Source organism: Bacillus sp. EB106-08-02-XG196, assembly GCF_013396335.1.
In the GTDB taxonomy this organism is placed as follows: domain Bacteria; phylum Bacillota; class Bacilli; order Bacillales; family Cytobacillaceae; genus Neobacillus.
Genome location: NZ_JABWSY010000008.1, coordinates 163,093 through 175,547, shown reverse-complemented (window position 1 = coordinate 175,547; position 12,455 = coordinate 163,093). Strand labels below are relative to the sequence as shown.

The 12,455-nt window shown below is 39.2% G+C and carries 11 protein-coding genes; 8 read left to right on the top strand and 3 right to left on the bottom strand.

Translation table 11 applies throughout. The features are described 5' to 3' along the window. Positions 1-34: 34 nt before the first annotated feature. The 8 genes from MLOOGBEN_RS14265 to MLOOGBEN_RS14230 all read left to right on the top strand — a co-directional run bounded on the left by MLOOGBEN_RS14265 (position 35) and on the right by MLOOGBEN_RS14230 (position 9,583). Complete coding sequence (locus tag MLOOGBEN_RS14265; protein WP_179158925.1) at positions 35-820, top strand: enoyl-CoA hydratase/isomerase family protein; 786 nt, start codon at positions 35-37, stop codon at positions 818-820. 44 nt (positions 821-864) lie between these two features. After that, complete coding sequence (locus tag MLOOGBEN_RS14260; RefSeq protein ID WP_179158924.1) at positions 865-1,737, top strand: branched-chain amino acid ABC transporter permease; 873 nt, start codon at positions 865-867, stop codon at positions 1,735-1,737. Next, positions 1,734-3,512: a branched-chain amino acid ABC transporter ATP-binding protein/permease gene (locus MLOOGBEN_RS14255; protein ID WP_179158923.1), complete on the top strand. Its 1,779-nt coding sequence runs from the start codon at positions 1,734-1,736 to the stop codon at positions 3,510-3,512. Before MLOOGBEN_RS14260 ends, MLOOGBEN_RS14255 begins: the two co-directional genes overlap by 4 nt. After that, positions 3,513-4,232 carry an ABC transporter ATP-binding protein gene (locus MLOOGBEN_RS14250; RefSeq protein WP_179158922.1) on the top strand — a complete coding sequence of 240 codons (720 nt, stop codon included), beginning with the start codon at positions 3,513-3,515 and terminating at the stop codon, positions 4,230-4,232. A 66-nt stretch (positions 4,233-4,298) separates the two neighbouring features. Beyond that, positions 4,299-5,537 carry an ABC transporter substrate-binding protein gene (locus MLOOGBEN_RS14245; protein WP_179158921.1) on the top strand — a complete coding sequence of 413 codons (1,239 nt, stop codon included), beginning with the start codon at positions 4,299-4,301 and terminating at the stop codon, positions 5,535-5,537. A gap of 83 nt (positions 5,538-5,620) precedes the next feature. Next, complete coding sequence (locus MLOOGBEN_RS14240; protein WP_256989096.1) at positions 5,621-7,174, top strand: class I adenylate-forming enzyme family protein; 1,554 nt, start codon at positions 5,621-5,623, stop codon at positions 7,172-7,174. Positions 7,175-7,181: 7 nt separating this feature from the next. Beyond that, positions 7,182-7,334, top strand: a complete 153-nt coding sequence (locus MLOOGBEN_RS14235; RefSeq protein WP_179158920.1) for a hypothetical protein — start codon at positions 7,182-7,184, stop codon at positions 7,332-7,334. A 1,013-nt stretch (positions 7,335-8,347) separates the two neighbouring features. After that, positions 8,348-9,583, top strand: coding sequence for an alkaline phosphatase (locus MLOOGBEN_RS14230; protein ID WP_256989095.1), 1,236 nt, complete (start codon positions 8,348-8,350; stop codon positions 9,581-9,583). A gap of 73 nt (positions 9,584-9,656) precedes the next feature. Here MLOOGBEN_RS14230 and MLOOGBEN_RS14225 read toward each other — a convergent pair whose 3' ends face one another. The 3 genes from MLOOGBEN_RS14225 to bioD are packed head-to-tail and all read right to left on the bottom strand — an operon-like array spanning position 9,657 to position 12,308. Beyond that, the gene (locus MLOOGBEN_RS14225; protein WP_179159016.1) at positions 9,657-10,235 is read right to left on the bottom strand and encodes a biotin transporter BioY; all 579 of its coding nucleotides are present in this window, start codon (positions 10,233-10,235) and stop codon (positions 9,657-9,659) included. Next, on the bottom strand, positions 10,231-11,619 hold the full coding sequence (bioA, locus tag MLOOGBEN_RS14220) for an adenosylmethionine--8-amino-7-oxononanoate transaminase (protein ID WP_179158919.1): 1,389 nt from the start codon (positions 11,617-11,619) through the stop codon (positions 10,231-10,233). Before bioA ends, MLOOGBEN_RS14225 begins: the two co-directional genes overlap by 5 nt. Further along, positions 11,616-12,308: a dethiobiotin synthase gene (bioD, locus tag MLOOGBEN_RS14215; protein ID WP_179158918.1), complete on the bottom strand. Its 693-nt coding sequence runs from the start codon at positions 12,306-12,308 to the stop codon at positions 11,616-11,618. Before bioD ends, bioA begins: the two co-directional genes overlap by 4 nt. Between the last annotated feature and the right edge of the window lie 147 nt (positions 12,309-12,455).

Below are 12,455 nucleotides of genomic sequence, written 5' to 3'. Positions count from 1 at the left end.
CTGAATATTAAAATTTATTGGAGGCTGGTTGATTTTGACAACTTATCAAACGTTAGATCTCAAACGGGAAAATGATGTTTTAGAGGTTATATTAAACCATAAAAACGGTGCTAATACTGTAAGCATCACCATGCTCAAGGAACTAATTCAGCTCGCTGATTGGCTGCGGGATGAAAAGGGAATTAACTATGTGATCTTTACCAATACAGGGAGGTTTTTCTCTGTAGGCGCTGACCTGGTTGAACTCGTTAATGATTTTACTCAGGCTGAAGCTCAATCCGAAAATATTAGAAGGATGCAAATTGTCGGCCAGGAGATGATGCGTAAATTAGAATCTCTTGAACAAATTACCTTTGCAGCAATTCAGGGTTCCGCATATGGAGCGGGTGTTGCCATTGCGATGACCACGGATTTTCGGTTCATGACAGAATCCTCTGTATTTAATTTACCAGAGACGAACGTAGGATTGTTTTTAACGTGGGGGTGTACACCAAGACTAGTAAAATCTGTTGGGGCCGTGAAAGCGAAGGAGCTCATCATGCTATGTGAGGATGTATCGGCTGAAGAATGCTTGCAATTAGGGCTAATCAATAAAGTGGTCCGAAAGGAAGAAATGAAGGATGTGGTCTATCAAACGATCGAGAAACTTCGACGTAAAGGGCCACTTTCGATTCGGTTAACGAAAAAACTAGTTAATGCTTCCGTAGCACCGAATTTTGGCGATATCCTTATTAATGAAACGGAATTGGTTGAACGAGTAGCGATATCAGGCGAGCCTGCTGCTAAAATGAATGAATTTTTAAAGAGCAAAGGTAAATAGTTTTCTTTTACTATGTGAGTTAGTCTATGAGGAGGGGTGATTCTGTGTTACTACAGCTTCTTTTTACCGGTATTTGTATTGGTTCTATTTATTCATTAATCGCACTTTCATTAAATCTGACGTATTGGACTAGCCGGTCCTTTAATTTTGCTCAAGGAAGTCTGTTAATGTTTAGTCCAATGGCTACCCTGGCATTGGTATCTTCAGGTATGAATTTATGGCTGGCTCTCCTTGTTGGTTTGCTTATTACTCTAGGTATCGGATACTTAATTGAGGTTATTGCAGTTAAGCCTCTTCTTCAATTTAGCGGAGACGGCTGGATGGTCACGACATTAGGATTCGCGATTATCTTACAAGCCATTGCATCGATATTGTGGGGGGCACATACAGTAGCTTTTCCTGAAATCATTTTTGGTACGACAGATTATCTCAAGATATTCAATATTAGACTTTCACTTCAACTTTTATTAATTCTTTCAGCCTCTATCGTCCTGATGATTGGTCTTACTTTCTTTATGAAATATACCATTTGGGGAAAGGCTATGCGAGCCGTTTCGGAAGATGTGGAGGCAGCCCGCCTACTATCGATTCGTTCGGGGATTATTATTACGGCCTCCTTTATTATTAGTGCAGTCATTGCCGGGGTAGCTGGGTCGTTAGTTGCACCGGTTACCGGGATAAGCCCCGCTTTCGGTATGAGTTTAATGATAAAGGGATTTGTTGCGGCTGTTATTGGCGGAATGGGGAGTGCCACTGGTGCCATGATTGGAGGGGTGCTATTAGGTGTGATAGAAATACTCATTAGCGGTTATATATCCTCAGGATTAACCGATGCTTTAGTGTTTGCATTATTAATTTTTATCCTCTCTGCCCGTCCGCAAGGCTTATTGGGTGAAAAGGATGTGGTACGTGTATGAGGAAACAAGGTACCTGGATCTTATCAGGGATATTGATTATATTACTTTGTCTCCCTCAGTTTCTGAATCCATATTATTTACAACTATTCATATTTTTGTTCATCAATATTCTATTAGCGCAGAGTATTAATCTACTAAGTGGTTATACAGGTTTAATTTCGATTGGCCATGCCGGTTTCTTTGCCATTGGGGCATACGCTTCCGCCGTGTTGATGATCAAACTATCATTGCCATTTATGTTGACCCTGTTCCTAGCCGTGTTCATTAGTATGGTTATAGGTTTTCTTTTATCGATTCCAGCTGGAAGAGTGAGGGAGTTCTACCTGGCTTTAATGACATTGGGATTTGGATTAATTGTAGAAGTCATCACGAAAGAGTGGACGTTGCTCGGCGGGTTCAGTGGGTTAAGCAATATTCCATCGCCTGTTTTAAGGAACCTGCAGATATTTGGGTTTACCATTGATCACGTAACCTATTACTATATGACTCTTGGAGCTTTGTTGTTAACCTCCATTTTTATTAGAAAAATGATTCGTTCTTACTTTGGGCGTACTTTATTAGCGGTACGAACAAATGAAATTGCTGCCGCCAGTGTCGGGATTCATCCGGGGTATGTAAAACAACAAGCGTTCATCATCAGTGCAGCTATGGCAGGATCAGCAGGTGTTTTATATGCACACTATATTTCCTTTATCAGCCATGGCCAGTTTACCATTATGAAGTCCATTTCTATGCTTGCGATGGCGATCATTGGGGGATTAGGTTCTTTTATCGGGCCATTCCTAGGCGGGATATTTGAAACATGGATTCCACAGCTCTTGCAATCCTTTGATCAATATCAGCTGATTATCTATGGAGTGCTGCTCGTTTTCGTTATTCGGTTTTTCCCAAAGGGTCTTGCCGGATTTTTCAAGGTCAAGGAGTCCTATTTGAATATTTCAAGTTCTAAGTTTGAGGACTTGTTAACGACTGAACCATTGCCTGCTGTTAAATATTTGAATTATCAAGGCGATACTCAAAAGGATATCCTGCTGGAAGTTCGTGAGGTCAGTAAAGCATTTGGAGGTCTTAAGGCGCTTAAGGAGATATCTTTATCTGTTCAATCAGGGGAAATACATGGTCTTATAGGTCCAAACGGTTCTGGAAAAAGTACATTGGTGAATGTGATTACAGGTGCCTATACGGCTGATAGCGGGATGGTTACATTTCATCAGCAGGATATTACAAATCGACCTTTACATCAAAATGCACGCAGAGGAATTATTCGGATTTTCCAAGACCCTCGGATTATTAGCGAAGCAACGGTTTTGGAAAATGTTATGTTAGGTGCCCAAATTAACGTTGCAAATGGGGCTGTTTCTAAGATTGGCGGCTTTCACTCATCTCAGGAGGTGGAGTGGGCCAAACAAGCATTAGAAGCTATCCATCTTTGCGGTTTAAAAGATTATACCTTTCAAGAAGCTGGGACCCTGCCTTACGGGTTAAGAAGATTAATTGAAGTGGCACGAGCCATTGTAGCTAAGCCAAATCTATTAATATTAGATGAACCCGCTGCAGGTCTTTCTGAGAAAGAAACGGAGGATCTAACCCATCTATTACGAAGGTTAAAGGCTGAAGGATTATCTATTATTATCATTGAACATGATATGGAATTCTTACTCAGTCTACTTGATTCTGTAACCGTTTTGGATTACGGAGAAGTGATCTACCAGGGGAATATTGAAGGGATGCAAAGAGATGAGAATGTAATCGAAGCTTATTTGGGGGTGGTCTAATTGCTTCAATTACAAAATGTATCTGTGTCCTACGGCTCCATTGATGCGATCGTAAACATCGATATAGAGGTACCAAAGGGGAAAATCGTTGCCCTCATTGGTTCGAATGGTGCCGGAAAATCAACTGTTTTGAAAAGTATCTCAGGAATTTCTTCCATCAAACAAGGGACCATTCGATATGAAGAAATGAATATAAGCAGCCTTTCAATAGAAAAAAGGGCACAAATGGGGATTGGGCATGTTTTAGAGGGAAGGCGAGTTTTCCGAAATCTATCGATTGAAGATAACCTACGTTTAGCAATCCACTTTCGAAAAAAAATGAGCAGAAAAATGCAGGATCAACTCATTCAGGAAACCTATGAAAAATTTGAACTATTAGGGCAACGGAAAAAGGAAAAGGCAGGAGGGTTAAGTGGCGGTCAATTACAACTATTGATATTTGCCATCGCTTCCATCTGCAAACCTAAAATTTTACTATTAGATGAACCATCCTTAGGGCTTTCTCCTTTAATGGTGAAGCAGGTTTATGAGATTGTGAAGTCCTTTAATAAAGAAGGTATGACGATATTGTTAGCTGAACAAATGGCCACGTTTGCACTGGAAGTTGCTGATTATGCTTACGTCCTGGATAAGGGGAGTGTTGTGAAATTTGGGGAGACTGAATATCTGCGAAGGGATTACGGAAAAGAAGGGCTGGCTAAAGCTTATTTAGGGAAGTAAGCGGATTAAAGGTTTGTAGGTGCTAACTAACTTATTGAAAAATCAATCATTTCGGGGGTGTTTTATTTGCCAAGAAAATTTTTTATGTTTCTTATTACCTTCGTCTCCATTCTAGTTGTATCAGCGTGTAATAGTAATGAGAAAACCGGGTCGGCAGGACAAAATGAAACCGGTATCAATGAGACGATAAAAATTGGAATGAGTGGTGCCATTACAGGTCCATATAGTGACTATGGAACAGGTACTTCAAATGCAGCAAAAATCGCCATTGATGAATGGAATGAAAAAGGCGGTATTAATGGACAAAAGATTGAATTAATCACACTTGATGATCAACTAAGTCCCGACAGAGCAGCATCAAATATTCAACAATTATTACAAAAGGAAAAAATTCATGCTGGTATTCTTCCACAAGGAAGCGGTGCCACAATGGCTGCACTTCCGCATGCGGTATCATCTGGAATTCCGTTTGTAAATACAACATCGCAAGCCGTGGAAATTACTTATCCAAACGGTACAGATAAAGAGCCATACCCGAATATTTTTTCATTTGCCATCCAGAATGATGTAGAATCCGGGGCGATGGGGAAAATAATACCAACATTAGGATACAAAAAAGTAGCGTTATTAGCAGAAAGTACACCATATGGCCAAAGCGGGCTTGACCTTGTTGAAGAACATCTAAAAAAACAAGGAATCGATATGGTAGGTAGAGAACAATACGACCAAACCGCTACAAGTGTTTCTGCACAATTGGCTAAGTTAGGAGAGAAAAAACCAGAGCTATTAGTGGTGATCGGACTCGCTTCGGATGTAGCGACGATTACAAAGGATTTAAATCGGTTAGGGCTGGAAATTCCAATGGTAACATCTGCAGCAGCTACTGCTCCTCAGTATAAAAAATTAGCCGGTGATTTAGTTTTAGGTGTCCGACCAGTGTTCATATCCACTTATGCCGAAAATGAGTTGAATCCTAGGGCAACACAATTAGTAGAAAAATATGTTGAGAGATATGGTGCAGACAATTGGTTTGAGGAAGATGGAACCCCATCCCCATTTTTCATGATTGTTTCTAATGGCTATGATGCAACGAATTTCCTTCTTTCCAGTATCGAAAAGGCTAATAGTCTTGATCCAAATAAGATCCTTACTGAAATGGAAAAAATAGAAATTACCGGTGCGACGATTCCAGAGCCAGTTAGGATGAGTAAGGAAAGTCATAATGTTATTAAAAGTGAACATTTGAAAATGGGTGAATATGTAAAAGGTGATGGGAAGATTAGGATTGAAATAATGGAAGAATAAAACTTTAGATTATTGGCTCATTGTACCTATCGCTCTGACGGTATCAATGGGCTAATGATTTTTAAACAAATAAGGAGGGACTAATGATGAAACGGTATTTTTCTCAGATGGTTGAAAAGCATTCGAAGGAGATTCCTAATAAAATTGCTTATCACTTTATGGATCTTTCAGTAACTTGGAAGGAATACCATGAGGATATAAATAGAATGACAAATTCCTTTATCCAATTAGGATTGAAGAAGGGAGATAAAGTCGCAACACTCTTAACGCAATCGCCAGCCTTTATGAACGTATTCATGGCAGCGGCAAATATGGGATTAATCTTAGTTCCTTTAGATCCACGGTTTACTTCTTCTGAAATGGCTAGTCTTTGTAACAGGACCAATCCGAAATTGTTAGTCTGCCTTGCCAATCAGGAATCGATTGTCAATACGGTTGAAAGTTTATTAAAACTAGTGGATATCCCACACGTCTATTCCTATCAGGGGAGCCTACCTAATAGGGAGGTAAAACCCTATGAAACTTTATTTGATTCTTCCTCTGAGGAAATTTCGAAAGAGTGTCATCCATCTTTAGATGATCCATTAATTATTATTTTTACGAGTGGATCAACAGGTGTACCAAAAGGCGCTCTAATTACACATCGAAATACTTTCGCAATGGCAGAAAAAACAGTACAAACTTGGAAGTTTACAGATGATGATAAGATATTAATCAATCTTCCTACCAGTCATGTAGGGGGAACACACGATATGCTTGCGGTTCAGATTTATATTGGTATGACAGGTATCCTAACCCCATCCTTTATTCCAAGTGAAACACTCCGTTTTATAGGTGAACACCAAATTACCTTCATGGGAGGTGTTCCAACGATGTTCCGTTTGATTTTTCAACAATGTAATATTGCAGAATATGATGTAAACTCACTAAGATTGGTTTTTCTCGGAGGAGAACCATCATCTCCACAATTAATTCATAGAATCAAAGAGAGTTTTCCCAATGCCAGCGTAGTTGCCAGCTGGGGTATGACGGAAACGTCAGGATATTTTACCTTTAGCGATATCGATGATGAAGTGAATATTGTTGCGCAAACGGAGGGAAAGCCTGGTCCTGAAAACCTGTTGAAGGTGATACGGCCGGATGGTACGAGAGCCAATACGAATGAAGTGGGAGAATTATATGTTAAAGGGGAAAGTGTCATTTCCAGTTATTTAGACCAAAAACATAATCTAGATGCTTTTTTCGATGGCTGGTTAAAAACGGGAGATTTAGGTTATCTAGATGAAAACGATTATCTGCATTTTGTTGGCCGGCAAAAGGAAATGTTTATTAGTGGTGGATATAATGTATATCCACTAGAAATAGAATCCTATCTCAATACCTTCCCAGGCATCAACGCGTCTTGTTTAATTGAAGTACCAGACGAAATCTGGGGTGAGGTTGGTGTGGCATTTATTGTTCCAGAAGTTGGTGCAGCACTGAATGTTGAAGAGATATTAAATTATTGCAAACAAGGTCTAGCTAATTATAAAATCCCTAAAAAGTTCTTCATCCAAACAAATTTGCCAAAAACATTAGTAGGCAAAATTGCAAAACAGGAAATAAGGAAAAGTCTTGACACTTTTATGGTGCTTTAGGGGGACAGTGGGGGACCGTAGGGGCGGTTCTGATGGACATTTTCTTGAACTGTTCAATTTCGGAGGCAGCGTAGGTGCTGTCCCATGGTACTTCGTAATTTCTATTTGCCGTAATTTAGATAAGCATTTTGAGCATTCTGGAGATGCGTTTGGTTTTTAGGTGACACTCAATGTATAACAACCGTAAAAGAGATAGGGAACCAGCCTATCTCTTTTACTTTTTTTGTTACAAATTTCTTTAAGAGACAAGTCCGAATGGGATTGCAATAGAACTGGGTGCCAGGCACCACAAAAGTGAAGGTGATTCAAAGAGCAACATGGGACTGTTCATCTGGTCAAACAAACCTTATTTGAAACCATGAGAAACGTCCCCAAAAGGGATTGGAGTTATCTAGTTAATAGTGAGAACAGATTTCGACTTCTTTTTCTTTAGATTTTAATCAAGAAGCTTGTCTTTAAAGGAGTTGTGCCTGATTTAATCAATCGATTGTGTAATAGGGGAAAAACAAGGTATTTGCCAAAGAATGCAGTTTTAAGGAGAAACGGCTCATATATGGGGGTTTTTCAAGAAATTCCTTAGATTTCCTTCTATTTACCGACAATTATTTTGCTTGAATCTAGAGAAAAAGCTTTATATAACAGGATTCATTCCACTTTTACACAAACGTTTAATTACCATGCCATTTTGGAAGAACCTGTCTTTACTTGTGGAAAGCCATTTTTATTGGCTAGCTTTGAAGATTTATGTAAGAAAACAAACCTTTTCCTCGACAAGAAATTCTTTTGAAATGAGCTCTAAGTTCGTTTTTCAAAAGGGTTTGCGGCACTTTTAATTAAACGTTTAGTTAGGAAGAAATAAATCGTTATTTGTCGGGAGACCATGGGATGGCTCTAAGGGCCTTTTAAATTGGTTACTGGACTAGGTGTAGTTATTACCAATGTGTGAGAAATAATAAGAGTTTTTTGAGTTTATGTTAAATAATTGTATTTCATGAAAAAGTTTTCTTTTTCTATGCTATAACTTGATTGAAGTGAGTTGATTCCGTTGGTTTGAGAAAACGAAAGACTACCTAAATTCGAAAGGTGCTGTTTTATTTGTTACATTCCACCGTTCAGTTAAGTGATTTTAGTTTAGATACATTGCCATCCATGTTAAACCATTCGCTCAACAGAATGAAGAAGGTAAAAAATATTATCTTATTAATAGGGGATGGGATGGGTTTTTCGTACACGACAGGTCTTCGTTACTTTAATCATGACGCGCGGACGGGGCTTATGAGGCCGACATTATTTGATCAATATTTTGTTGGCACACAATCGACCTATTCATTGGATGCAAAAAGTAACATTACAGACTCGGCTGCAGCAGGTACTGCTTTAGCAACAGGCTATAAAACCTATAATGGTGCCCTTGGATTGAATAGTGAAAAACAGGCGGTTCCGAGTATTTTAGAATATGCTAAATTTCGTGGTAAATCTACTGGTCTAGTAGGAACGAGTCAGATCAATCATGCAACACTTGCGGCGTTCGCCACACACCATGAATCCCGGGAAAACTATCATGGAATTGCCGATGATTATCTGGATGAACGGATAAATGGCGAGAACAAAATAGATGTCTTGTTGGGGGGAGGAGCCTCCTACTTCGATAGAAATGACCGTAATTTAGTTGAAGAGTTTATAAAAAATGGCTTTGGTTATGCTACCAATTCAATCGAACTTTTAGCCGATCGGAACGAGAAATTGCTAGGCTTATTTGCTCCAATGGAACTTCCCAAACACCTTGATCGCTATGCAACCACGGTACCTTCTCTTTCGCAAATGACCAACGCTGCACTTACCCGCTTGCAGCAAAATCAAAATGGTTTTTTTCTATTGGTGGAGGGAAGCCAAATTGATTGGGCGGGGCATGACAATGATATCGTAGCTGCCATGAGTGAGCTGAAAGACTTTGAAACCGCGTTTCATGTGGCCGTACAATTTGCGAAAAATCGGGAGGATACCCTCGTGATTGCAACAGCAGACCACTCCACTGGCGGAATGAGTATCGATCGAAATGATAATTATAAATGGAATCCATCGGTGATTAGATCCGTTAAATCGACCCCGTCTGTGATTGCAGCAGACATGCATAAAACCAAAGAATTAGCTAGGATTAAACGTCACATGCACCTATCTCTTCATCTAGAAGACTTGAAAACCATCCAATCTACATTAGAAATGGAAGTAGAAGATACCAAAAAGGCTCTCATTGACATCATCAATCACTATACCAGCACCGGGTGGACGACAAAAGGCCATACCGGTGAGGACGTCCCCATCTATGCATATGGCTTAAATAGACATATGTTTAGTGGAAGGATGGAAAATAGTGAGATTGGTAAACTTTTGTTTGAGATGATAGATTAGGGGGCTCTATGGGGGCGGTTCTTGTGGTCATCGCAAAAATATAAAGTCCATCAGAACCGTCCCCATTGAACATTCACTTTTGTATCGTGGTATTATTTTTGCTGCGAATTGAAAAGAAAGCTTTGTGTAATCTTGTGGCTAAAACACCTGTTATCACGGAGATCACGATGTCGCCGGCGATGCTATTAACAAAACCAATCATTAAAATATGTGCCCAGCCGTTTGGAGCACCCAGCCATGTATTAAGCGCCAAGTATAAGTAAGGTACCCCAATGAGGTAAACGACCAGGAGGCCGATAAAATTGGCGATAATAAAATGATAGGTTTTAGGATTTGCGATTCGTTCAATCATCCAGCCAATTACCAATGCGGCAACAATAAAGCCGATTAAATAGCCAAATGTAGGTTGTAGAAAATAGCCAATCCCGCCGCCTTGGGTAAAGACAGGGAGTCCTGCTAAGCCAATACCTACATAGACAAGCTGGCTTTGCATTCCACGTTTACTTCCTAATAAACTACCTGCTAAAAAGACAAAAAGAATTTGGAGTGTAAATGGAACATAGGGTAAGGGAATTTTAATAAACGCACCAACCGCCGTTAAGGCAGCAAATAAAGATACATTGATTAATGAAACCGTTGGATTTTTTTTAATGGTCAATCACCGCCTTATGAAAATAGATATTTTCGAAGTAATGTTCAATCACTTCATTTGTGGTCAAAATCATCGTCTTGATTTCCTCATCTGTAATGACATAGGGCGGCATAAAATAAAGAACATTTCCTAAAGGGCGCAGCAGCAAGCCTTTTTCCAAAGCGAGCTGATAAATTTTATATCCAATTCGTTCTTCACTAGGGAAGGGCTCCTTTGTTGCTTTGTTCTTTACTAATTCAATCGCCCCTACCATCCCGGTTTGTCGGTATTCTCCAACGTATGGATGGTCATTAAATACTTGGGAAGCCAGCTTATTCATGTATGTACTCTTCAATCGGTTTTTTTCCAAGTAATGGTCCTCTTCAAATATGTTTAATACTTCAAGTGCGACTCGACACGCTAACGGATTACCTGTGTAACTGTGAGAATGTAAGAAAGCTTTTTTCGTTTCATAATCATCGTAGAAGGCATTAAAAACCTCCTCTGTGGTTAAAACGGCTGAAAGTGGTAAATAACCGCCTGTTATTCCTTTTGATAAACACATAAAGTCGGGTGAAATTCCTGCTTGCTCACAAGCAAACATCGTTCCCGTTCGACCAAATCCTACTGCCACTTCATCTGCAATCAGGTGCACATCATAGTGCAAACAAAGTTCTTTTAGTTTCTTTAAATAGGAGGGAGGGTACATTTTCATACCTGCCGCTGCTTGTATTAACGGTTCAATAATAATGGCACTTATTTCTTCATGATGTTGAGATAGCTTTTCTTCCATGAATGAGATACAAGGTGTACTGCAGCTTTCGGGGGTCTTGCCAAAAGGACATCTAAAACAGTCAGGTCCTTGTACCCGAATGGTATCTAGTAATAGTGGTCTATAAATCTCGTTATATAGTTTCACTCCTCCAACAGAAAGGGCACCTAGTGTTTCGCCATGATAGGCATCTGTTAAGGCTAAAAATCGCTTTTTATTTGGTTTGTTTTTTTGCATATGATATTGAAAGCTCATTTTTAAAGCAATTTCTATCGCAGATGATCCGTTATCGGCAAAAAATACTTTCGATAAACCATCCGGGGTTAGTTGTACTAGTTTTTCAGCAAGCAGAATGGCTGGTTCATGTGTAAAGTTTGCAAAGATTACTTGTTCCAATTGAAAAGCTTGATTGGCTAAAGCTTGGCTAATTCGCTCATTGGCATGTCCGAATAAATTTACCCACCAGGAAGAAACCGCATCTAAATACTTTTTTTCATTTTCATCATACAAGTAAATCCCTTTCCCGCTTTTAATGACAATGGGCGGAAGGTCTTCATAATCCTTCATTTGTGAACAAGGGTGCCAAACATGATTTAAATCTCTCTTTTGTAAGTTTGAAAGTATAGAAGTCATATACTGGATAACCTTTCAAGAAAATCGGTATTTGGTAGTTGAATATTTTTTAAATCAGAAAGAACGTCTAACTTGGGTATGACGAGAGTTGGGAGGTCAGTATTTTGTTGTATGGTCCTGATGTTATTTTTCTCAAGCTCAGTCCCTTCATCCCCATTAAATACGATCCCTACAATGGGAATCTCCCATATTTTAAGAGCTTCAAGAGATAGGAATGTATGATTAATCGTCCCTAACTTTGTACGGGTAACCAATACTACAGGTAACTGAGATTGTTTAATAAGCTTGAGGAAATGATAGTTACCTTGTTCGTTCAAAGGCACATATAATCCACCTGCACCTTCACAAATCACATGATCATACATGGTCATTAATTTTGTGATATGCTGCAGAATGACTGCTTCATCGATTACTGCTCCTTCTAACATGGCGGCATAATGGGGAGAGGCAGGCTTTTTAAAAGAATAACTATTCAAATGTTCCTCGACTAAAACTTCTTCACTGAATGACTTATAAAATTCCGTGTCACCATAAAAATGCTTAGTATTTTCTACCATGATCCCAGTTTGAATGGGCTTGTAGGGTATGGCTTTCACTCCTTTCGTTTGAAAATACCGCATGAAGTAAGCGGTTACCAATGTTTTTCCTACATCTGTATCTGTACCCACAATCCAAAAATGATTTGTCATAAGATTCACTCCTATATGTTAACCAATATAGGAAATAGGTTAACATATGAAAAGTGAGCCTGTAAATAATTTTGTGTCCTGGGGGACAGTTCTGATGGCTTTTTTTCTCTTGGGATTTTTCGTTACTAAAAAAGAATAAGAAAAATT